This window comes from Roseivirga sp. UBA1976 (genome assembly GCF_002336325.1).
GTDB classification, from domain to species: Bacteria; Bacteroidota; Bacteroidia; order Cytophagales; family Cyclobacteriaceae; genus Roseivirga; species Roseivirga thermotolerans.
In genome coordinates this window covers 1-23,815 of record NZ_DDDQ01000007.1, presented here as the reverse complement: position 1 = coordinate 23,815, position 23,815 = coordinate 1, and the positions used below count along the sequence as shown (strand labels likewise).

The following is a 23,815-nucleotide window of genomic DNA, read 5'->3' as shown; positions in this document are numbered from 1 at the left end:
TATTAATGAGAAGTAAAGAAGCAAACCTCTCCAAACGGCAGATTAGCCCTTCGCTTTTATGTTTCTGATTCGCTTAGGCCCATACCAGAGCCACAAACCAGTAACTATAAGAAAAACCAGTCCAATACCCAGTATGTTCATAGAAATGAGCTTAAAAAAGTCGGAGACAATAGATCCGTCATGAATGTGCTCTATCCAGTCGGAGTGACGTTTGGCCACAGAAAGAATTTCCAGGTTTGTAGCATCTACCTGCACTTCCCAGCTACCGCTATCAAAGATCACCTTGGCAATACCCTTACCGGGGCGGTACTCAATCCGGTCGAAATTATCGGCCGTGAGCCCAAGAGAATCTACGGCTGCCAAAGAGGCTTTGGCCAAGGCTTCTACTGACTGATAGTTTTCGAGCGACTGGTTTACTCCTTTTTGGGTAGGCGGTTGTAGCAAAGCAATGTCTTTCTTCCACCCCAGTAAAATGCCGGTAATTGCGGAAAGCAATAAGAAGAGAGCCAGCACCAGCCCTATCCATTTATGAATTTTGCGGTAACTCCTGAGTGATTTCGAAAGCTTTTGAGACGCCATAATTAAAGGAGCGCAATAACTGTAAAATCCAGAATGAGCGCAAGTAGATTTATATGTTAACAGTTAGTTAACATATAGCCTCTCTTACTGACAAAAACCTATGATATGTCGGGCATTTTTTCCAAAAAGTTGCTTAATGTTAATTTAATGTTAACTTTGTATTAATCACAGTTTACATGAGCTACTCAAAACCAGTGCGCAGACAGAGACATGAAGAGGTTGGTGTACATATGGCTTTCTACGTTTATCCTAAGTTCGGGCTTAGGACAAGACCTTTCATGTAAACTGATAGAAAACAGCCCCAAGACCTCTCAGCAACTGCTTCAGTTTTTAGCACTTACCGGTTCAGAAGAAGACTCGGCCATTCTCCAATCATTCGATAGGCTGATTGAACGACTGGAACGGGTTGAAACTCGAAAAAAGACCGACTACGCGTTTCTAAAGGCACTCTTTTACCGCACTCATTCGGGTATTCTCAAAGAGTACGACAGACTGGCAACCATGAATCAGACGCTGTCTAACGGTAAGTTTGGTTGCCTGACCGGCACTGCGGTTTATGCGCTTTTGCTGGAACATTTCGGTTACGACTACCAGATTATTGAATTGCCCAACCATGTATTCATTCACCTCACGGTCGATGATCATTCGTATGTCTATGAGTCGACATTACCCATGAGTGGTTTCCGTAAAACCTCAGTAGAATTGGAGAAACTTTTGGAACAACCATGGGTCAATCATCGTAGAATAAGCCAGTTGAGTACGGTTGGAGACTGGTTCGAAAACTTCGAGGTAATACCGGGGCAACAGTACAAAACCATCAACCTTCAGCAACTAGCAGGCTTACAATATTTCAACGAGTCTGTGAAACACTACCTGGCTAAAGATTACATCACAGCAATGGAAATGGTTATGACGGGTTACGATCTGTATCCATCAGAAAGAAACGAAAAACTTATGCAACTGATTATTAACAAGATTTTGAAGTACGACATGATTAAGGAGGAGGTAAAAAATCAGTATCTGGAAAAATATGTACGCTTCGTAAAGCGACAAAAAATATCTCAAACAAAATAAGTATCTCATCCCAGATACTATCCCTAATTCAAATACATGCTTACAAAAAAGCCCTTCTGGTAAAGAAGGGCTTCTATTTCTATTCCAGTTTCAGAATTTTGAACTCTACTCTTCGGTTAAGCGCTCTACCCGCCCTGGTGCGGTTAGAAGCTATAGGTATTGTTTCGCCATACCAAACAAACCTCAACCGGTCTTCATCTATACCCAAGGTGGCTAACCCCTTTCTTACAGCCTCTACGCGTCTATAAGAAAGATCCACATTGTATTCATCTGTTCCGTAGCTGTCGGTATGACCAGCCAACTCTACAATGGCGTTGGGGTAATCATTCATAAACTTAGCCAGGTTTCGCATCTCTATCCACGATTGCTCCTTGAGCAAGTCTTTGTCGAAGTCGAAAAACACATTGCGGATGATGAACGACTTACCTACTGCGGCCTTTACAATCTCAGGAGTAGCATATACGGTTGGAGTGGCTACATTAGAAAGTATCGCATTTTGGCTTAGCTCGGGCAAACCAAGTTCTCTGCGCTGGGCGTTAAGTACCTCAAACGTATCGCGCTTAATTTCGGGAAGAGCCAATGTAATGGCCACTGCTTTGACCACATCTTGCGGCACTGCTATTGGTTCGCCAAGAGCTATCTGGGCACTATCGAGGTCTAGCCTGTCTAACGAGACTGCATACACATTGAGGTCGGAAACATCGAGCAAGTCGATGGTACTTCCTACAGGAATATAGCCGGGAATCTCTGCCCTGTAACTATAAATTTCATCTGCAGGAAGTTCAATGCAGTAATTACCTCCCGCATCGGTTCTTACTCTTCCTACTTCTACTCCATCTCGTAGCCTGGAAAATACAACCTCTGCATCGAGAGGCTCCTGTGTATCGGGATCCACAATTCGGCCACACAGTGACACCAGCCTGATTTGGCGCGTAACCAATGGCAAGGTAAAAGAATGGATGTCCAGATCGTTGCCTTCTACTTCGCGACAGAAATAGCCAAAGCCACCATTTTTGGGTATGAACAAAAACATATCGTCCACCTCGGTGTTGATCACCGGCCCCAGGTTTTCAGGTTCTGTCCAGCTCTGCCAGGAGTTATCGAGCCTTCGGGTCATAAACAGGTCTTTCTTACCGTAGCCACTATGCCCGTTAGAGGTAAAAATAAGTGTCTTTTTGTCTGGCATGAGAAATGGCCCTTCCTCTTCTCCTGCCGTATTGATTACCGGCCCCATATGTACGGGTTCTGTCCAAACACCATCTTTTTGAAGGAAACTCACATACAAATCGCGCTGCCCTTCTGTACCCCGGCCTTCTTCTGAAATAATAAGCACCTCACTGTCGGGGGTCAGCCAGAAGTTCACATTTTCATGTACGTTCAGGTCATTATAAATCTTAAGATTTTGCGGGTAAGTCCAGGTTCTTTTGTCTATTCTTCTGCTTTTGGATAGCCCATAATTCATGCCTCCCTTTAAATATTCATTACCGAGAATAATGAGCTCCTCATCTTCCTGAAGAAAGGCACTTATAAAGTTGGGATCCAGGTTGTTTAGAGGCTCTCCAATGTTAAAGGCCAGACCCCAATCTTGAGTATTCTTATCAAAGTCGGAATACCAAATATCTTCCAGATCATCAAGACCACCAACATTACCTTCGTGGCCTCTCCGGCTAAAGTACAGGGTTTGTCCATCTTTGGTGAGCAAGGGCTTAATCTCTCGTTTATCACTGTTCACCAAATCGTTCAATCGGTATACCTGAAGCTTAGTGTTGATGTTGGGCATCAGGTTAATTCTGGCTTCAATAGGGGTTTTAGAATTAGAAATTCCAATGCAGTCTATATCGCTAAACCCATCAATGGCAGCCCCGTTGAGTACCACCTTCACAGCCGCTACATTGTATGGCGTTTTGTCGATAAAAATACGGAACATGCGCCAACGCTCACGCACAGGCCCGGCCGGCTTGTCGTACACTTTGTATTCATTGCCCTGCTGATCGTATAAAAATACGGTTGTAATTGCTCCCGGATTGTAAGTTTCGCCAATGGCTATCTGCTCTATGGGCATGGGTAAATCAAAACCCACCTTAATAAATTCTACCGTATTAGGTTTGTAGGGCCTCCAGGCATTGGGATTGCTCCCACCGGAAGGTAGAATGTTTGGTTTGAGAAGAGCTTGCCTGGCAGAGTTTTCCAACTCTGTAAATTCAGATGACACCTGTTCTACCCGAGTGGCCCATTGCACGGTGGTTTGGGCACTCAACGACAAAAAAGTGCTAACTATGAATAGTAGGCTTAGGTAGTGTCTCATGGTGAGTCGCGCGTCTGAGCGCAATCCAATATTAACCAAATTTAAAGATAACTAACTTTGCCTGCTGTCACAATTCAAAAAATATAGCTAATCGTGGGACTTTTGGTTGAAAATGAGATAACCGAATGAAAGCATCAATCCCACGGGAGCGCTATTCCCTTCAATGTAGTTGAGCCGCAGGCTTATTGGGCCGGGGATGGCTTCATAGACAAAAGCCAACATTCCTTTAATGCGAGGCTTTACGAAACCCACATCCACAACAGCCTCCTGATTTACATCTGCAATTTGACGGTAGGGTACAAAGGCATAAAGTTCTGCGCGGACACTAAGACTTCGGCCCAAACCATAGAGGTGTCTCATTCCGGTAGCCACATATCCGGGGGCTCGAAAATCTTCCAGAAAAAAGGTCTTGGAATCGAACATAGGCTCAAACGATGGAACATAGAGCTGCGTAGCATGGTAGTTCCTTAATGGCCGAATGGTTGAATAAGAGCTTTCCACCATCCACCCGAAAGTGTAACGAGAGGTTACCTGACTATATTCCTCAAAACTCAACTGAAAAGTGAGCCAGCTACGGCCAGATCGATAGGTAACCGGGTTGCTTGGATTATACAGTGTTGAGGTGGAACCGGGCATATAGTCGAACGTAGCATTGATGTATTTTAACGATGCATAAAACCGGGAGCCCACAGTAGCGAACTGTTTTTTGTTCAGACTATTTCTCTCATAAGCCAGCTTACTCCTAAACCCTGTAAGCTCTAGCCTGTCGAGCAGGGCATCGGAAGAAACACCGGGCGTATTGCTATACGCATCACGATTGCGCAACAGTCCATCTTCTAATGTCACCACACTTCGCTGGCCGGTACCAATACCCAACACAACGCCCAGTCTTCGATCGATGCGATCGAGTACTAAAGGCTGAACCGACTCATCGAAAAAGTCTTCCGTACTCAGGTAATCCCAGTGGTTGTATTGAAAGTTTGGTTCTACAAAGAATCGGGTCTTAGGATTGACATTAAACCGTGTTGCCAGGTTCAGGCTCTCATAAAACCGCCCGGTAGAAGCCAACATTCGGTAGGTGTTTAGCTTTTTGTTGAAGGAATTCAATTCGGCACCCACCTGCAAAGTACTTACCTGCCGGGTAGATATGTTCCCTCCAAAATCTATGGTCAGTGAATTTTTGGCCGTGGGTTTAAGATAGAGCTCAAGTACATATTGACCGTTGGTTTCATTGTAGGCAAAATTGGGGTAAATGTGCTTGAAATATGGTTCAGAAACCAGTTGAAAATAGGCTCTACTCACCTGGGTGATAGACTGGGGTCCATCGTCAAAATCAATGAGTTTGCGAATAAACTTCTGCTGGTCTGTGGTAAAACCAAAGAGCTTTAACTCACCGAACGAATAGGGCTTAAAGGCATTATGAAAGTCTCTTCTGGCAATAGTGAGTTTTATTGGGTCTCTTCGCCCCTGCACTTTTTGTCTTAGCTCAGGCAAACTCCTTATGGTTGCCGAATAGCCCGAGTCTATGAGCGCTTCCACCTTATCAAAATCTACCGCGGTATATTGTTCAATACTTGGCTCCAGATAAACATCCCCTTCCTTGATTACCGAAGGATCTGTTTTATCCAGAAACATAAACAACAAGGCGTCATTTAAAATCTCTTCATCCTTGTCAAAAGGATAGGTTTCACTCAATTTAGTGGCCACATTGCTTCCAATGACCACATCGGGCGCAAAATGCTCTTTCATAATATCGACCGGGAAATTGTCATATATGCCTCCATCGAACAGATACTGATTTTCATTTTTAATCGGTCGGTAAAAAAAGGGCACCGCCATTGAAGAGCGAACGGCCTTCATAAGCGAACCCGAGTCGAGAGCCAGAGTACGCTGGGTAAACACATCGGCTGCAATGGCGCGATACGGCACCAATAGCTTGTTGAAGTTAAAGCCTGAAGCCTGAGCAGCCTGGCTAAGGTATTCATTGAGCACAAAGTTAATAATGAGGTCGTTTGCCAACGGGGTGTTAAGTTGAGGCCCTGTTTGAGGGTCGAGAATCAAATCGAGCGAAATCCACGAGGCGTTGTCTTCCGCCCGTGTATAGTTGTACTGGTAGCGCTCGGTAGAAGTTCCCTGAACCCAATTTTGAAAAGCCGGGTCTTTTACGATCATTTCAATTTCATCGGGGCTATAGCCAGCTGCATAAAAAGCCCCCACCACTGCCCCCATAGAGGTGCCCACTATATAATCGATTGGAATGTGATTTTCCTCAAGGGCTTTAATGACCCCAATGTGTGCCAATCCCTTGGCTCCGCCTCCACTCAACACCAGACCTACCTTTTGTTGTTGAGCCAACAGGTTGGAGCACAGGAAAATCAAGCCAATGACACAAGCCCTCTTCATGTCTCGAATAAACAAAAAAAGCAGGGCAATGCACCCTGCTCAGTTCTAAGTTTAGATTAATTTTTTTAGTTACTGGCCGAAATACCTTTGCTACCCCAGGTTTTAGGAATATCGTTGAGTTTCTTATTGGTGAGAGAAACCACCGCCTCAAAAGGAATTTTATGCTCGGCCTTCAGTGGTGTTTCGGCAGGTAATTCTTCTCTTAAGAAGTCTACCTGAACCCCTCGTTTCCAGAACCTGAAACATAGGTGGTAGCCTGTGGCCAAACCTGTTTTACCTACATAACCAATTACATCTCCCTTTCTTACTTTATCTCCTCGCTTGTACTTACCAAATTTACTCATGTGCAAATACCCGGTTGTGTAGGTGCCATTATGCTTTATTTTTACATAGTTGCCATTGCCCTTGGTAAACCCTCTTTCAATGATTACTCCATCTCCGGCCGCTTTGATAGGTGTGCCCCTATCGGCCGCAAAATCAGTTCCCAGGTGAGGTGTTCTACGCTTGAGCACCGGGTGAAATCTGTTCGGGTTATATCGGCTGGAAATCCTTGAGTATTCCACAGGGAAGCGAAGAAAAGCCTTTTGTGCGCTCATGCCTTCTTCATCAAAGTAGTTCAATCCATCTCCCTGATCGTAGGCATAAGTCATGTAGGAATTGCCCCTGTGATTAAATTCAGCTCCAATAATATTACCTATACCCACAGGCTGTCCATCAACCACCCGCTCTTCATAAATTACCTTAAACCAATCGCCCTTAAACAAAGCTCTCATATCAAGCTGCCAACCATACAAATCGGCCATTGCATTGACAAGGGCAGGAGACCCACCCTGCTCTCTAATGGCATGGTCTAACGATACTGTAATAAGTCCTGACATGGTTTTTTCAACCACTTCTACCTGCCGCTCTTCCTTAAATACCGCCAGAGAATCATCTAGCTGATAGATTACATACTCCAAATCGTTGGGTTCATACACAAAGTAGGATGCTCTTTTTATGGAGTCGTTGGTATAAAAAATGGTATAGGGTTTGCCAACTACCAGATTGCGAACGCTATGAACTGTTTTGGAAATACGATCGATGGTGAAAATATCCTGATTGCTCAGATTGAAGGGAAACAACAAATCGGCAAAAGTCTGATTTCTTCTAATTCTCCCTTCCTCAATCTCAAAAAGGTCTAATGGTATGCCAAACTTAAACTGAGGCTCTTTAGCTTCTTCTACAAGCTCCTCTGCGGATAAATCCGTTTCTTCTGCCTCTAACCCCTTGTTTTTCTGCGTTTTAAACACTAATAATGCTGCAACAACCAATACTGCTACTGCCCCTGCCACTCCGGCAAATCGTTTATTCATTGACCTATCGTTTTGAGCTTAACGTCAAAGTAAAGCATTTCTGTTTGAATGTAGAAAAAAAGTATAGGAAGTAATACTTTTTAGTATTGACCCTTAGGCTGTTAAGCAACCCTAAGCACCGGGTATATGGTGCTTTTTTAGAAACTGTACCTCAAAAAACATCGGACTAATTATAGTCGATTACCGTTTGTTTGCTTCAACATGCACTGAATTTTGCCAAAAGGCACTTAGTCATCAAGAGTAGTGCTCGATGCCGCAGTGGCACTCATTCTTCTGGCAAACTCAGCCTTGCCTTTGTCCAGAAAGTCTACAAAATTTTCAACGTCCGGATCGTAAGACAATGGAGCTACCAAAGGCTGTTCGTTGGTATCGAGCAACACATAATATGGCTGGGCATTTCCATTGAATTTGGTGATTTGAAAGTCGAAGTTCTGTTTGCCAATGGTCTTTTTAACCTTACCATCGAAAGAGGACGTGTACCATTCCGATTCGGGCAGCTCGGTTTTGTCATCTACATACAAGGCCAGCACCACATAATCTTGCTTTAGCCGCTCTAAAACTGGATCGGCAGACCACACGTTTTGCTCCATCTTGCGACAGTTTACACAACCATGGCCTGTGAAGTCTATAAATATGGGCTTGTTTACTTCTCTGGCAAACTCCAGCGCCTGTTCATAGTCGAAAAAGCCTCTCAGGTTGTGCGGAAGCTCCAGAAAGTCGGCATATTTTACTACACCGTCAAAGCCCACCGGTGCCACCTCTACTACCTCAGGTGCTTCTTCCAATCCAAGGGTAACCGCAAAGGAAAAGTCTTTCTGTTTTTCGGGAGGAAGATACCCCGCCAAACCACTGAGTGGTGCTCCTCTAAAGCCCTGAAACAGATATACCGCAAAGGCCAGCGATATACTGGCCACCACCAACCGCAATGGATGAAGCTTCTTTACTTTGCTATCGTGCTGAAAGCGAATAATGCCTAATAAATACAAGGTGAGCCCAAGTGCCAACACAAACCAAATGGCTATGTAAATTTCACGATCGAGCAAGCCCCAATGATAGGCCTGATCTGCCACACTGAGAAACTTGAACCCAAGGCCTAGCTCAATAAAACCCAGCACTACCTTTACCGAGTTGAGCCATCCGCCAGACTTGGGCAACTCTTTGAGCATACCCGGAAAAAAGGCGAACAACGTAAATGGTATAGCAAAGGCGATAGAGAAGCCCAACATACCTACCAATGGCTTTATCTTAGCCCCCTGAAAAGACTCTATCAGAACCGTACCTACAATGGGGCCGGTGCAAGAAAAAGACACCAACACCAGGGTAAACGCCATAAAGAACACCCCTAAAAAGCCTCCCTTATTGGCTTTCTTGTCCATCTTATTGACAAATCCGGTTGGTAGATTAATTTCGAAGTAGCCAAAAAACGATATGGCAAAAATCACGAATACGATAAAGAACAGGCTATTGGCTATGGCTCCGGTGGCCAAATCGTTGGCAATACCGGCTCCAAAGAAGCTACTAAAGATAAGCCCCACCAGAATATAAATGAGAATAATAGAGATTCCGTAAGAGGCCGCTTTTAACCTAGCCTTGGCTCTTGACTGGGTGCTGTTGGTAAAAAAGGCTACAGTCATGGGAATCATAGGGAAAACACAGGGGGTTAAAAGGGCAGCCAAACCAAAGAGAAAGGCCGCCAAAAAGAATCCCCAAAGCGAACCACCATCATCGGTCTGCAAAAGCGCACTATAATCTCCCTCAGCCTGTTGATCTTCACCACTAACTACTTTTATAAAATTGAAGTCGAAATCGGCATAGCCGGGTATGCATTGCCCGTCTATATCGGTACAAGTCTGAAATGAAAGTGTTCCGGAAATGTTGAGGTCTTTCTTCAGCACCCTTACCTTTTGCCTAAATTCACCCTTACCTTCAAAGTAGGTCACATCTGCTTCCCAAATGTTATCGAACTTCTTTTTGGCATCAATGGGAATGAGGTCTCCAACCACTTCAAAACTGTCGTTATCCTCATATATGGCTTCTGTTACCATTGGCCCTACGTCAGGATCTATATCACTAGAGTAGAGGTACCAATTGTCTATTATTTTCACCTTAAAAATAAGCTCTATTACTTCTCCGGTTTGCACCTCGGTTTTGGAGGCATCGAAGGTCCAGTTGGTGGTAATCTTGAGCTGAGCCCAAGATTGGCTAAAAGCCATGAGCCCGACTATAACAAAAAGTAACTTTAGCTTATTCATAGGTGTTAATTAGTGGCTGATTCATTAACGCATCTCTGCAAAATACTTGTAGAACAGCGGAATAGTTTCAATTCCTTTATAATAATTGAAAAGTCCGTAGTGTTCATTGGGCGAGTGGATGGCGTCTGAGTCGAGGCCAAAGCCCATGAGCACGGTCTTGCTACCCAGTATTTGCTCAAACAAGGCTACAATAGGAATGGAACCTCCGCCTCTAAAAGGAACCGGCTCTTTGCCAAATGTTTCTTTCATTGCTCTTGCGGCAGCCAGATAGGCGGGTGAGTCGGTTGGGGTAACGGCCGGCAAGGCTCCATGATGAGGCCTTACTTCTACACTAACTGATGGAGGTGCAATTGACTCAAAGTGGTTTTTGAACAACTCGGTGATCTTATCCGGGTCTTGATGTGGCACCAATCGCATAGAAATTTTAGCATATGCCTTTGAGGCAATCACGGTTTTGGCTCCCTCTCCGGTATATCCTCCCCAAATTCCGTTCACATCTAAGGTAGGGCGAATGGAAGCTCTCTCCATGGTACTGTAGCCTTCTTCTCCCTCCACATCTTTCAACCCTATAGACTTTTTGTAGGCTTCCAGATTAAAGGGAGCCCTGGCCATGGCAGCTCTTTCTTCGGCAGTGAGTTCCAGCACATCGTTATAAAACCCGGGTATATTAATACGCTTCTTTTCATCTTTGAGTGACGCAATCATCTCGGCCAAAACATTGATGGGGTTAGGAACTGCCCCGCCATACAAGCCTGAGTGTAAATCGCGATTAGGACCGGTAACCTCTACCTCCAGATAGCTCAGTCCTCTGAGCCCTACCGTAATAGAGGGAACATCATTGGCAATAATTCCGGTATCGGAAACCAATACAATATCATTGGCCAGCATTTGTTGGTGCTCTCGAAGAAAAACCTCCAAATTATCAGAGCCCACCTCTTCTTCACCTTCAATAATGAACTTTACGTTGCAATCTAATTCTCCGGCCGCCATCATGGCTTCAAAGGCCTTAATATGCATGTACATCTGGCCTTTATCATCGCATGCTCCGCGGGCAAAAATGGCTCCTTCCGGGTGAATATCCGTCTTTTTAATTACGGGCTCAAAAGGAGGGGAATCCCAAAGGTGTAAGGGATCGGGCGGTTGCACATCGTAGTGCCCGTAAACCAACACTGTGGGTGCCGAACTACTTACAGACTTTTCTCCATATACAATCGGATGCCCCTTCGTTTCATACAGTTCGGCCTTATCGGCCCCGGCTGCCTTTAATTTTTCCTGAATATATTCGGCTGCCTTTTTTACATCGGCCTTGTGGCGGCTGTCTGCACTAACTGAAGGGATTCGAAGTAGCTCCAACAGTTCGGTTAAAAACCGGTCTTTATGTTGGTTGATAAAGTCTTGTGTTGCACTCATATAAATCGTCCGTTTGAGTGCAATTTAATGGATTAACAAAGAAATAACAGACCAATGGTCACAAGATTATCATTGGCCGAGAGCGTCTTTGAGGCGTTTGCGCAAAGTATACTTAAGCCCCGGAAAATAGCCTTCCTGAGAAAAGATTACTTTTCCGTTGGGGTCGAGCAGCAAATGGGTAGGATAGCTGGTTACACCGTAAGAATGAGCCACCCTTCGACCATTAGGCAACAGCTCATAGTTGAAGGCGTGTTGCTCTAAAAACTTTGTGATACGTTCGGGGTTATCCAGTCCGATAGCCAAAAAGTTGATTCCCTTAGGTTTAAACTCTTCCACTAACTCATTCAACTCGGGCATTTCCATAATGCAGGGCTTGCAAGCTGCAAACCAAAAATTGAGGAGTACATACTGCCCTTTAAAATCTTGTAGGTTGATGGAATTTCCCTCTAAATTTTTTAGTGTAAAATCAGGAGCTTTTTTGTTGAGCATAAAGTCGCTCCCCTTCATTTTTTCGAACGTACTGATTTTGGCTTGTCTGGCTTCTTCGCTGGCCACTTCAAAAACAGCAGCTTTGGGTGTTCCGTGAGCATCTACATAGAAGGCTGTCATCAGATCCACGCTCATAAAGTGCTGCATAAACTCGGACGAAGGTACTTTGGTACCATCGTGCAAGTAAGCTTCCAAAGCCGTGATGTCTATTTGAATATTTCGTTTGCTGTCAAGCCGCTTCCATTCCTTGTTAAGAAAGTCGTAGTCTTGGGCCTGAACAAATACCGGAAGGATAAGTGTAAAAATGAGCAGATATATAATTCTCATACGTTTTATTCTTCAAAACCATCTCCTTCAACAGTGCCTTTCTTCTTGAGTGTTTGGCTAGACTCTGAAGCCATTAGCAACTGGTAAGGTTCATCGACACCAAAATACAGTTTTTTATAATCGATTACCCACTGAATAACACGTTCTTTGGTACTTGGAATAGCCCTGAAGTTACCCACCTTGGCCTTACCCGCATTGATGTTCGGTATAAGGGCATTGAAAGCATCGTTAGAAGAAAACGCCTCTAACACAAAGCCATCGTACATAAAGTAGTACCATGTACCATCGGTCATTTCCAAAAGCAGATTCATAATGTCTCCTTCAGGCGTTTTTCTAATTTCCATGTAGCCATCCAGTTCCATATTCAGGTCTACGTTGCTCACATTAGAAAGACTTATTTTACCCTTGCTGTAAAAAGCTTTGTTCTGCTGAGACCACTCCAAATGAACATTGCTTATCACCAGGTCTTTATTCAGCACCCCTCCCGATGCAGCAACCAAAGGAGTGGGAATGGTTTGGTACGACCTATCCCAGGTGCGGGTGGCTTCGTCTCCAATAAACTCTGCCACTTTGTAAATAAGCTCCGAACGGTCTTCATGGGCTTTGGGTACTCCCAGTTTTTCGCCCATCTCTTTCAGGTTTCCGGCCATTGCGGCTTGAGCTTCCAGCGGCAAGCCAAAACCCATGGTAAACATGGCGTCTACCTGAAACTTGGCCGAATCCAGATTACCTTTACCCTTGCCCGCAGCCTGAACATTGGCCATGTTGTTACCCGACAGGAACTTGAGCTTACCTTCAAAGGTCACACTCTGCTGTTCTTCGTTGTAACTAAACATGCTTCCGGCAAAATTGTAGGAGGGATCTTCTTTCTTTTTAGGGTTATCTATTCGGAACGATCCGCTATTGGCATCGTAATAAAGAACCCCTCCGCGAGGCACAAAAAAGTCATCGTCCAACCGGTTGCGCTTTTCGGTTATAAAAGACATGTAAGGCTGCCCCTGATCGAAGTGAATGCCGGCATTGAGTGGTTGCCCCAAACGGGTGGTAGCCTCATCAAAAGGTATGATCACCTCCTCAATGTCATCGTTAGACGAGTATTCGATCCAGATATTGCGCTCTTTAAGCTTTTCTAAATCGAGCTTCACTGCTCCGTCCAACTCCAGAGCTTTTTTATAGGCATACATGGTTACTTTTCCTTCGTAGATAAAACCGGGAGAAATACGAATACCTTCTTCGGCCGATACATGGCCGCTAGACCGGGTATGTGGCCCATGCTCTTTGTCTTTGGGAATGAATTGGAAATCGTTGAACTGAATGGCGAAGGTATCTTGTACAGCATTCACCAACTCATAAGTTCCGCGCCCTTTAAAGCTGGTTCTGGAAAGTATTTCAATTTCGGCATCGTAGAGTCGGTGGTAAGCCCCGGCCGTATCCATTAAAATAACCGCATTCTGAAGCTTTTCAATTTTGGAGTTTTCCAACACAGTGAGCTTGCTTCCTTCCGGTGTAATGAGGGCATCGGCCACTTTTATGTACGGAATACCGGATATATCAAGCTCTTTAGTTTCAATGTTATACACCGCATCGGTTGCATTAAAGGCCAGTGAATCTAAACGAGTGTTGGTAGAGTAAAAAAACGATTGTTCTATGGGCGAATCTTCCGGTTTGCTCATGGTCACCAGTTTGTTGTTCACATCCCACACAGCCGAGGGTATAGAGGTCTTGAACTGGGCATAAGGAAACTCCAAAGCTGCTGCTCCAGCCACCTCCGGTTCAATAGTGGCCATTTGGTTTTCTACATCGAAGTTTATTCGTACTTGTTTAGAGCTAAGTATAGGCTTGGCCGAATTGTCTGCCTTAAGTGTAAAGTCACTGTTTTTAGCTTCAAAATCATTAATGGTAAAGGCAATGGAATCTGAGGTGAGTACCGAACCGGAAAGCTCTAGTTCACCGGAACCAAAAAGCCCTGTTTTTCTCAGTAGTAAGCTCCCCCTTAGCCTGGCTTGATTGTCGAAGATATTAAAGGGCTTATCTTTTTGAAGGTTTTTGAGAATCATGCTGTCTTTCTTGGCCAGCCAATTCATGGAATAGGCCTCAATGTTCATGGCCGGATAAGAAACGGTATCGATAAACCCTGCCTGCATTTCTCCCTTAATACCTTTTTCTGCCACCAGTGAATCTAAAAACATGGTGGCTTTCTCATTGTCGAACCTACCGGTGAGAAACTCAATGACCCCGGGCGATGTAATACCTTGTTTGTTGAGGTGTACCTCTCCATAAAGACGGCCTCCCGTCTGATAGAGGTTATAGCCGCTATCGGGAATGGCATGTATAAATCCAAAACTCTTATCGGGCATTACCTTAAGATTCTCTTTGAACTGGGGCAAAATATTGTTGGAGTAGAAGGTTCCCTGAAAAGCATATTGGGAAGGATCCGCATCGGCCACACTGTCTAACTCAAAAGGAGGTACATCGAAATAGACCGTAGAATCATAGGCTCCTTTTAGCACATCGGACTTATCGAAAATAACACTGGCACTTTCTGAAGAGCTGAATATAGGATACTGTGGCATTGATTTAAGAGCCGATTTATTACCAGGATCGTTGATACGCAAAATACCCGATGTCTTTACCAGTTGGTTGCTCAGCACATCCTTCTTTCCTGCATCCATTTCTACCCTCAGCTTTATGGAGTCAATCTTTACCAGATTCACCAGAAAACTATCGTAGCGAAACGTAAAATTCTCTCCGTTGAACTGGAAATTTCCGGCATCTAGAGCACCATCGAACTCAATATCCCGGTTCTTCAGCACTTTAATTTCGCCCTGGGTAGGGGTAATGATTACGTCCAATGAGTCACTCACTAAAAATTTTTCTACCCCTCGCACGGTGAGTACCGAGTCTTTAAAGTTGAAAGTGGCATTGGGAGCGTTGGCTATCACCGAAGAAATGATCAGGTCGTCATAATCTGTTTTTTGTCGGCTAGCCTCCAGGTAATGATACCCCTTCGCCAACACCTCAACCTCGCCCAACACTTCATCGAAACGTACCAGCCCCCTAGACATAAGCAGTTCCATGGTCTTTTTTACCAAACCTTCATCTACCCCGTATTGCCGGGCCATTTGCGAAGTATAGAAAACACCCCCGTTTTTCTTGGCCATGTTTACCGCGGCAATTAGCGGATGAAAGCTGTATATCTGCGCCAGGTCATGAAATCTATCGGCACTATAAAAATCTTTGGACTCTATGCTCAAGGGCACATCGGCCCTGGCTGAATTGATAAAAATATTGAGAGAGTCGCTGTTAAGATCCCATGAAAGCTGGTCTCCTGTAAGATCCATATTGTAGAAAGATGATCGAAAGGGTGTGGTTTTGTAACCGGGCACACTGGTTTTAGACACCAAACGATCGCGCTTGTAATCATACACAAACTCTATGGCTGGATGAAAAATAGAATCTTGCGCGTGGTAGAGGGTTATATTGGCCTGAACTGCCGAAACCAGCGAGTCTTTGTTATTAAATACAAAGTCTTTGCTGATAGCCTTAAATCGCACCTCTCCGTTTACTCTGCCAATGAGAGTTGAGGGTTCATTATAAGCTGTTTTCGAATAAAAATTCATGCCCTGATAATTGACCCCTCCTTTGAACGTGAGCTTTTCAGAGCCAAGTCCTTTTATGGGTGTTCCGGCATTGTATGAGATAAACCTGGGGTAGGTACCTCTTTCGCTACGGGCCGGACGCAAGTTCAGGGTCAATTCGCCAGATATTGGCTCATCGATTTTAGCCGGCTGATTGAACCATACGTTTTCGAACTTAAAATCGTGAGCATTTACCGGAAATTCATAGCTACCCAACCTCACTTGCATGGCCTCTTTGGCCACACCAAAGGCCGTCCAGTCTATGTATCCATCCTGACCTCTGAATAACTTCTGATCGAACAGAAAATATCCTTCTGTTCGCTCAATTGTAAAGGTATCGGTCTGACTGGCCAGTACTATATCGCCTCGCTTTAAGTGTATAACTGAACCCATTTCACGATATATTTCGGGCATCTCTTTGGTAAAGGGGTCGGCAACCTCCTTCTTTGGCTCAATATATTCTCCTCTCGCCTGAGCCTTTAAGGTTTCAATGTCAACCGGTTCTTCGGGTTGTTGAACAATGATCAGATTGTCAGAGTAGTTGTCTTCATTGAAAGCAATTTCATACTCGGCATTTCTAAAAAATACTGCCTGGTAACGGTCTTTATAAATTGCCTGATCTTTTAAGAATGTATAAAGCGTTTTTATGTAGTAGTCGAGCTGAATCCTGTCGTAGTTCTCTGCGGCCTTCCGAATAGAATAGCTCAGTTTTTCCATGGCTTCGGAAGAAAAGCTTCTTTCCTCTCTGGCCAAACGCAAACCATCGAGCAGCTCTTTAATGTCGTAGCGAATTCTCACTCGCTTTTTATCCAGTGCTAGCAGAGCATGTAAAAGATTGTTTTTAGAAACGGCAGAAAAACCATTGTTCTGGTAGTTCTCTATAAAGAAGTGATATTCCTGAGGAAAGATGCTTACATCTGCAGCCTCAACAATAGTCTTAACATTTGGGGTAAGCACTACTGAGTCGGCAGGTTCGGAAGACTGTCCGGCAAGCGACTGAACTAACAAACAGCTGAGCAATATTGACCAAAGAATGCTCTTGTGCATAGGGGTTCTGGATTTGGCTATCTTAAAGAACGAATAATTAAGGATATTCTTGAGCGATTACTCCACTTTCTCAAGAACTAACGCAACCCAGTTTTTCTCGGTTGTAGATTTTACCTCTTTTAACCCCAATGAGGTTGCTTTTTCCATTATTCTGGCCTTATCGGTGTTGTAGAACCCACTCAAGAACAAATGTCCTTCCGGGCTTAGTAGTTTGTTATACTCCTCCATTTCATCGAGAAGTACATGAGTGTTAATGTTTGCCAGTATGATTTCGTAGCTCTCACTGAGCCGTAGTTCATGAATGGTGCCTTGTTTCACAAAAGCCGGTTCTATATTATTAAGGCCAAAGTTTTCCAAAGCGTTTTCAATACACCAATCGTCAATATCGGTAGCCGCCACGGAAATGGCTCCCAGCTTGGCGGCCATAATGGCTAAAATACCGGTTCCCGAGCCTACATCCAGTACCTTTTTACCTTTGTGGTCTACCGTCAACTGAAGTGCCAGCAATTGGTGAGTAGTTTCGTGGTGGCCGGTGCCAAAAGACATTTGTGGGTTAATAATAATCTCGTAAGGCACCTGAGGCTTGGCTTCGTGAAAGGTGGCTCTTACATAAATCTGATCTCCAACAGCTATTGGGTCATAATTTTTCTCCCATTCCTCGTTCCAGTTTTCTTTAGGTATTTTCTTGAGCTCGTACCAAATTCTGGTCTGTTTTCTATACCGGTTAAAGAGCGTTTGCAAAGCAGGGTGGCTAAACAACTCTTCTTGAATATAGGCTTCGAAACCTACTTCCGTATCCATAAAGGTTTCAAAATCCAGTTCGCCCATTTCTGCAATTAGTATTTCTCGAAATGGCGGGTCGCAGTGAACGTTTATCTGTATAAAGTCCATTAGTACGACTTAGCAATTTGAATAAAGTCGCGTGCCTTCAGAGAGGCACCACCTATCAATCCTCCGTCCACATCGGGCTGGGCCAAAAGTTCTGCAGCATTATCGGGCTTCATCGAGCCACCATAAAGTATGGATACCTGACCGGCTACCTGTTCTCCAAACTGACCGGCCAACGAGGCTCTAATACTCTGGTGCATTTCCTGTGCCTGATCTGAAGAAGCAGTTACTCCAGTGCCAATGGCCCAAATAGGCTCATAGGCAATTACCACTTTGCTCATCTCCTCGGCCGAAAGTTCATACAAGCTTTCTTTCAGCTGGTTGTTTACAAAACCTACGTGCTCTCCTGCCTCGCGCGTAGCAAGACTTTCCCCGCAACAGAAAATGGGAGTCAACCCTTTATTTAAGGCCAACTTGACCCGTGCCGCCAGTTGAGCGTTCGTTTCGTGGTGATACTCTCTGCGCTCACTATGGCCTAAAATCACATAGCCTGCACCCACTGACTTAATCATATCGGCCGAAATATCGCCAGTGTATGCGCCTGACTCATGTTCGCTCATGTTTTGAGCGCCCAGAAATACACGATCGGCAGATTTTAGTATGGCAGCAACCTGAGACAAATGAATGGCCGGAGTGCACAATACCAGCGACACTCCTGAGGGAACTTCGTCTTGAGCAATGTTTACCACCTCAGAGGCCAATGCAAGCCCTTCTGAAAGGGTTTTATTCATTTTCCAGTTTCCTGCTATAATCTTTCTTCTCATGTTATTTCTGTTTGGACTCAAAGATAGGGCTCTTCAAAAAATTTGTTCCACGGCCAGAAATAAATTTAAGGCTACGATTGCACGAAATGCGACTTACTCATTTCTGATAGCATGCACAGGATTGCGTATAGCTGCTCTAAGGCTTTGATAACTCACAGTAAGCAAGCTGATTCCAATAGCAAGAATAGCCGATAAGACAAATACCCAAAAGGGTAAATCAATACGATAGGAAAAGTCTTGAAGCCACCTGTTCATGGCGTACCAGGCCAGTGGTGTAGCCAAAAGTATGGCCAACAGCACCAACCGTAAAAATCCGGCAGAAAGGCTAACGGAAATATTAAATACACTGGCTCCCAATATTTTTCGGATACTAACTTCTTTGGATCGCCTCTGAACATTGAAAGCCGCCAAACCGAAAAGTCCAAGGCAGGCAATGAATACTGAGAGGAGGGTGAAAATGATAAACATTTTACTGAGACGCTGCTCTGCGTCATAAGTCGTAGCAAAGGAATCGTCCATAAAGTAATAATCAAAGGGCTGACCATCTGCCACGCTGGCCCAGTGCTGTTCTACCTTCTCAAGGGTTTTGGAATAATCAGTTGTCTCTAATTTTATCATCATTCGATTGGCTTCCTTACCCAATACCAGACTTAACCCGTCAATACTGTTGCGAAGAGTCTCAAAATGAAAGTTTTTCACTACTCCAATCACAGTAGAAAATTCCATATTCTCCTTGTCTTCACGCTTAAAGTCTTGCGTTAGTCTTAGCCCAATAGCAGATTGGGGTGTTTTACCCAACATGGCAACAGCGGCCTCGTTGAGAATGACTGCGCTCGAATCGGTTTTTAACTTGTCGTCAAAATCTCTACCGGCCACAAGCTCAAGGCCTAAGGTACGCAGGTAGTCAAAGTCTACCTCCCACTGACCAATTATTATTGCTTTATCTGGTTCAAACACATGACCTTCAGGAAAATAGGTGAGTCCGCTGCGGGCCGAAGGTGTTGGTAAATAGCTGCTCAATGACACGCTTTTTACGTTGGATAATTTTTCTATTTCCTGTTTTAGAGTAAGGGCATTATTGCCAAGTACTTGCACATCGTTGAGTACAACTACCTGCTCCTTCTTAAAACCCAGATCTTTATTTCTGATAAAGGAAAGCTGCTGAAATACCACCAAAGTACTGGCGATAAGAAACACCGACACCATAAACTGCACAATTACGAGCAAGCTCCTAATGTGAGCCCCATTGGACGGTTGAACCCCTTGCCCTTTGAGTGCTTTTATAGGGGAAAATCGGGAAAGAAAAAGAGCCGGATAACTACCTGAAAGCGATGATAATACCAGGGTAGCAACCAGAAGCACTGCCCAAAACTGCCATTGACCTGCCGGAATTTCGAGCGAGCGATTGGATAGATAGTTGAAATAGGGCAAGACCAAAAAACTAAGCAAAAGCGCCAAAACCATCGAAAGGAAAGACACCAAACCGGATTCTACCAGAAACTGATGAACAAGGCTTTTTCTATGAGAACCCAATGTTTTTCGAATACCCACCTCTTTAACTCTGTTGAGCGACCGAGCCGTAGAAAGGTTAGTAAAGTTTACACTGGCCAAAAAGATGAGCAGCAGACCTATGAAGCTTAAAATATAAACGTCTTTAATATCACCATTCAGGCTAAACTCACCAGAAATATTAGGCGATTTGAGGTGAATATCTGTGAGTGCTATGGACTCAAAACGCATGTAGTTTCCTGTGGTCCTTTCTTGTTCCTGAGCGCTTTCAATCGTAAGCCCTGGGATAAACTGCATGGCCCAAGGAATAAGGTAGCGCTCCTTAACAGTAGCCAGGTAGTCATCCAGTTGTGCCTTAGTGGCTTCGGGATTTAGTTTTATAAAGGTGGGAAAGTTCCAATTGTTCCAGGCAGGACTGTCATAATCATCAAAACTGTTTATGGAGATTAAAACGGTGTAATCTCTAAATAATGAGTTTTTGGGGAAATCATCTATTACGCCCCTGACCCAATATTTTTGGTCGTTGTCAAGAATCATTATTTGCCCTACGGCCTCATGGATAGAAAAATGTTTCTCGGCAGCACTCTTTGTGAGCACAAGACTATTCACCTCCGACAGCGCAGAATGTGGGTCGCCATACAGCAAGTCTATCCCAAAAAAACTAAAAAAGGCGGAGTCAGCTCCCACCACCTGTTCTTCCTTTACATTGTGCGTTGCATTCTCCGAACGAATAAATATGCTGTTGGTATGCCGAAAGCGTGTTATACTCTCTGCATGTGGAAAGTCACGAAGCATAACATTGGCCAGCGGGCCTGATACGGCTGCATATTCATTGACTTCTCCCGCAATTTTGTTGTCTATATTAACTCTAAAGATTCGTTCAGAATGAGCAAAAGAACGATTAAAACTGAGCTCAAAATGAATGAACAAACCAATAATGAGTGCCCCTGCCATACCAATGGACAGGCCAACTATGTTGAGAGATGAAAAGAATGGCTGCCGGAGTAAGTTCCGCCAGGAAACTTTAAGATAATTGCTAAACATGGTTGTTGTATTTGAATAATTGACCTTAATAAATGACTTCACAAAACCCGGCCTAAAACACCGGAGCACTAACCAATAGAAGTAGACTTTGGCCCAAAACCCTGACCGGGGCATACGCTTCTCGAAAACCTCAACTAAATCGCCTTCTATCTCTTCTAAGTAGTCTTCGCGACAAAACCAGCGCAAAAATTTAAGTGCATATTTGGGAGGAAAATGATTCATTGACCAAAGGAGATGTTCGGTATTTGGCGATAAATGCCGGTTCTAAGCTCATAATTGGTATCCAGAGCCTTTTTTCCTGCCGCGGTAAGGGCATAAAGCTTCTTGCGTCTCCCCCCACGTTCGTTTGTTATACCCCCATAACTAGAGGTAACAAATCCTTTACCCTCCAATCGCTTAAGCGCTACATGAATGGCGCTAATGTTGAGTTTTCGGTTGAGCTGTTGCTCCAGCTTTTCCAGAATCAACACCCCATAGGCCGCCTGATGATGAGCGGCAACCATAAGCAAAACCAACTCTTCAAATTCTCCCAAAGTACGATCTGACATAGCTTACTATTTACTTAACAAAAGTAAAAGTAATTATTATTTTCATATTTGTTAAGTAAATAAAAGAAAAGTCTAAGGCTCCATGTAAAAAGCGCCTTAGAATGAACTACAACTTCAGCTGCAAAGTAAAATAGTAGGCTCTTGGGTCTGAAGGTATAATACCCGGTCCGGGGTATCCGGTGGCTCTGCGTGTAAAATATCGCTCGTTCAGTAAATTGTTTATTCCCGATTCAATTTTCCAGCGCCCCAGGGTATAGGACATGGACAGATCCATTACACTGTAGGCCGGTATTTCTCCGATCACACCGTTTCGGGCATCACCCTCTTCAGGCACTGCCGAGTTTTGTACATCGGTAAACTGCTCGGTGAGGTGAGTAAACTGCAGGCTCAAGAGTAGATTGTTATATCCCGCGCTCAGCCCCGTTTTGAGGTTAACGGTGGGAATAAACTCCACCTTTTTGCCTACCACATTGTTCTCTTCAGACTCTAAATATTCTGAACTGGTAAAAGCTGCATTCACAAACCAATTGAGCTTAAATTGGTTAGCATCGAGTTGAAGTGTTCTTGCCAGATTCCAGTCGGCAAAAGTTTCCAGTCCGTAAATAAATGCCTTACCAATGTTCTTTCTCACCCTGTTGGCCCTGTCGTCCAGAATAATGCCAATGCGGTCGTTATACAGCAGGCCAAAACCGCCCAAATCGTATGAAACAGTTTCGTTCCACTTGCCCCTAAGTCCGAAATCGGCCGTAAACCCTGTTTCGTCCCTAATTTCGGGGTCTATGATAAACGTAGGATTCACCGTACGAATATCACTGAAGGTTACGGAGCGGTAGTTTTGAGAAAGATTGGCATACACCTCCAAATTATCTGAGTGATCGTAACTTAGGCCCAAACCCAGCAGAAGAAAGCTTCTATTGAGTTCCCGGTTGTCTTGCAGTGTACGGTTGGAAATTGGATTGCCGGCATTGTCGAAATTAACTTGCGTATAAGTACCCTGGCTTTCCGTTTTAATATACTCCAGGCGAAAGCCGGGGGTAAGCGATAAACGGTTGTTTAGATAAAAGATATTTTCTCCAAACAGGGATACATTGAGGTTTGGAAACAGAAAGTCTGATTGATTGGGGTAATCGGGAAACTCCTGCCTGGCAAAATTAAAATCGGCCCCTACCCCTAACGACCCGGGGCCTTGCTGCGACCGATTTTCTGCCTTGTAAAATTTTGTACCAATGAGAAAAACAGCATTTTTTCCCCCCAGCTTATAGCGCGTAAGCAGCCTAGACTCCAGACCCCAATTATTAAAATCTCCCCTAATAAGGTCCCGAGGAGTCACATAGGTGCCATCATTGTTTTGCTCGTCCAGCTCCGACACGGGGTTTGAATTCAACTGGGTAGGGTTACCTCTAAATCCTACGGAGTTTCTGGAAGCATCAAGCCCAAAGAGGTTCAGGCTAAAGTCTGTATTACCTGAAAACTTATGTTCCAGCTTTAAGGCCATTAGGTTCCATTGCACTTCGAACCAATTGCGTTCCCGGTTGCTAAAATTGGGGTTCCGGTTGAACTGGGTATCGGTAAGACCCCCGGCCTGTTGTGCCAGGTAGTTTAGATGGGTATAGTCGAACGACAGTCGGGTATTTTCATTGAGTTGGTAGTTCATATTCGCAAAGAAATTCTTTGAATCGAACCCCGAATTAGGCCGGAACCCATCGCCCGTCTTATAGTTAAAGTAGGCATAGTAACTAAACTTTCCCGTGGTTCCGGAAAGGCTGTTAAAGCTGGTAAAGAGATTAAAAGACCCAACGGTTTGCCGGCTTGTCAGCTCCACTTTCTTCTTAGGGTTTGGCTCTTTCATTTTAAAATTAATCAGGCCACCAAACTGCGTTCCATACTGAAGGGAGGCCGCTCCTCGGATTACTTGTATTTCACTCAAAGCTTCGGCCGGAGGGGTGTAGTAGCTTTCGGGATACCCCAACACATCGGCACTTATATCATAACCATTTTGACGGGTGTTGAAGTTAGATGTTCGGTTGGGATCTAACCCACGACCACCCACACTAAGTTGTAAGCCGGCATCGACACTTTCATATATGTTGAGTCCTACTACCTGAGCATATACCTGCCGGGCATTGTTGGTGGCCAGGTTTCCCAATGCCTTATCGAGCAATACCACTTCAGATTTTTTCCCGGCA

At 44.4% G+C, this 23,815-nt stretch carries 14 protein-coding genes; 1 reads left to right on the top strand and 13 read right to left on the bottom strand.

What is annotated here, in order from left to right:
- Positions 1 to 42: 42 nt before the first annotated feature.
- Positions 43 to 579, bottom strand: coding sequence for a PepSY-associated TM helix domain-containing protein (locus B3763_RS00315; RefSeq protein WP_286742413.1), 537 nt, complete (start codon positions 577 to 579; stop codon positions 43 to 45).
- Positions 580 to 789: 210 nt separating this feature from the next.
- Between B3763_RS00315 and B3763_RS00310 the strand changes: the two genes are divergently transcribed.
- On the top strand, positions 790 to 1,653 hold the full coding sequence (locus B3763_RS00310) for a hypothetical protein (protein WP_189629177.1): 864 nt from the start codon (positions 790 to 792) through the stop codon (positions 1,651 to 1,653).
- Between the two features lie 79 nt (positions 1,654 to 1,732).
- On the opposite strand, the gene B3763_RS00305 is transcribed toward B3763_RS00310, so the two are convergent.
- The 12 genes from B3763_RS00305 to B3763_RS00250 all read right to left on the bottom strand — a co-directional run.
- A complete protein-coding gene (locus B3763_RS00305) occupies positions 1,733 to 3,958 on the bottom strand; it encodes an OmpA family protein (protein WP_286742409.1) in 2,226 nt (741 codons plus the stop codon).
- 87 nt (positions 3,959 to 4,045) lie between these two features.
- Positions 4,046 to 6,361, bottom strand: coding sequence for a patatin-like phospholipase family protein (locus B3763_RS00300; RefSeq protein ID WP_286742407.1), 2,316 nt, complete (start codon positions 6,359 to 6,361; stop codon positions 4,046 to 4,048).
- Positions 6,362 to 6,426: 65 nt separating this feature from the next.
- Positions 6,427 to 7,713, bottom strand: a complete 1,287-nt coding sequence (locus B3763_RS00295; RefSeq protein WP_286742405.1) for a M23 family metallopeptidase — start codon at positions 7,711 to 7,713, stop codon at positions 6,427 to 6,429.
- A gap of 227 nt (positions 7,714 to 7,940) precedes the next feature.
- Positions 7,941 to 9,965 (bottom strand): protein-disulfide reductase DsbD family protein, encoded by a 2,025-nt coding sequence (locus tag B3763_RS00290; RefSeq protein WP_286742403.1) that lies wholly within the window; start codon positions 9,963 to 9,965, stop codon positions 7,941 to 7,943.
- 24 nt (positions 9,966 to 9,989) lie between these two features.
- Positions 9,990 to 11,375, bottom strand: coding sequence for a dipeptidase (locus B3763_RS00285; protein ID WP_189629172.1), 1,386 nt, complete (start codon positions 11,373 to 11,375; stop codon positions 9,990 to 9,992).
- Positions 11,376 to 11,444: 69 nt separating this feature from the next.
- Positions 11,445 to 12,191, bottom strand: a complete 747-nt coding sequence (locus B3763_RS00280; protein WP_286742400.1) for a peroxiredoxin family protein — start codon at positions 12,189 to 12,191, stop codon at positions 11,445 to 11,447.
- Positions 12,192 to 12,196: 5 nt separating this feature from the next.
- Positions 12,197 to 16,876: a hypothetical protein gene (locus tag B3763_RS00275; protein ID WP_286742398.1), complete on the bottom strand. Its 4,680-nt coding sequence runs from the start codon at positions 16,874 to 16,876 to the stop codon at positions 12,197 to 12,199.
- Positions 16,877 to 16,933: 57 nt separating this feature from the next.
- Complete coding sequence (prmA, locus tag B3763_RS00270) at positions 16,934 to 17,767, bottom strand: 50S ribosomal protein L11 methyltransferase (protein WP_286742395.1); 834 nt, start codon at positions 17,765 to 17,767, stop codon at positions 16,934 to 16,936.
- Positions 17,767 to 18,528 (bottom strand): triose-phosphate isomerase, encoded by a 762-nt coding sequence (tpiA, locus tag B3763_RS00265; RefSeq protein ID WP_189629168.1) that lies wholly within the window; start codon positions 18,526 to 18,528, stop codon positions 17,767 to 17,769. The genes prmA and tpiA overlap by 1 nt, the downstream gene beginning before the upstream one ends.
- Positions 18,529 to 18,621: 93 nt before the next feature.
- Positions 18,622 to 21,303 carry an ABC transporter permease gene (locus B3763_RS00260; RefSeq protein ID WP_286742390.1) on the bottom strand — a complete coding sequence of 894 codons (2,682 nt, stop codon included), beginning with the start codon at positions 21,301 to 21,303 and terminating at the stop codon, positions 18,622 to 18,624.
- Complete coding sequence (locus B3763_RS00255; protein ID WP_286742387.1) at positions 21,300 to 21,629, bottom strand: PadR family transcriptional regulator; 330 nt, start codon at positions 21,627 to 21,629, stop codon at positions 21,300 to 21,302. The genes B3763_RS00260 and B3763_RS00255 overlap by 4 nt, the downstream gene beginning before the upstream one ends.
- A gap of 106 nt (positions 21,630 to 21,735) precedes the next feature.
- Positions 21,736 to 23,815: TonB-dependent receptor family protein (locus tag B3763_RS00250; protein ID WP_286742384.1), on the bottom strand; the 2,080-nt coding region annotated here is incomplete at its 5' end.

Coding starts and splice junctions, on each gene's coding strand:
- B3763_RS00315 (WP_286742413.1), bottom strand. CDS start 579: ATGGCGTCTCAAAAGCTTTCGAAATCACTCAGGAGTTACCGCAAAATT.
- B3763_RS00310 (WP_189629177.1), top strand. CDS start 790: ATGAAGAGGTTGGTGTACATATGGCTTTCTACGTTTATCCTAAGTTCG.
- B3763_RS00305 (WP_286742409.1), bottom strand. CDS start 3,958: ATGAGACACTACCTAAGCCTACTATTCATAGTTAGCACTTTTTTGTCG.
- B3763_RS00300 (WP_286742407.1), bottom strand. CDS start 6,361: ATGAAGAGGGCTTGTGTCATTGGCTTGATTTTCCTGTGCTCCAACCTG.
- B3763_RS00295 (WP_286742405.1), bottom strand. CDS start 7,713: ATGAATAAACGATTTGCCGGAGTGGCAGGGGCAGTAGCAGTATTGGTT.
- B3763_RS00290 (WP_286742403.1), bottom strand. CDS start 9,965: ATGAATAAGCTAAAGTTACTTTTTGTTATAGTCGGGCTCATGGCTTTT.
- B3763_RS00285 (WP_189629172.1), bottom strand. CDS start 11,375: ATGAGTGCAACACAAGACTTTATCAACCAACATAAAGACCGGTTTTTA.
- B3763_RS00280 (WP_286742400.1), bottom strand. CDS start 12,191: ATGAGAATTATATATCTGCTCATTTTTACACTTATCCTTCCGGTATTT.
- B3763_RS00275 (WP_286742398.1), bottom strand. CDS start 16,876: ATGCACAAGAGCATTCTTTGGTCAATATTGCTCAGCTGTTTGTTAGTT.
- prmA (WP_286742395.1), bottom strand. CDS start 17,767: ATGGACTTTATACAGATAAACGTTCACTGCGACCCGCCATTTCGAGAA.
- tpiA (WP_189629168.1), bottom strand. CDS start 18,528: ATGAGAAGAAAGATTATAGCAGGAAACTGGAAAATGAATAAAACCCTT.
- B3763_RS00260 (WP_286742390.1), bottom strand. CDS start 21,303: ATGAATCATTTTCCTCCCAAATATGCACTTAAATTTTTGCGCTGGTTT.
- B3763_RS00255 (WP_286742387.1), bottom strand. CDS start 21,629: ATGTCAGATCGTACTTTGGGAGAATTTGAAGAGTTGGTTTTGCTTATG.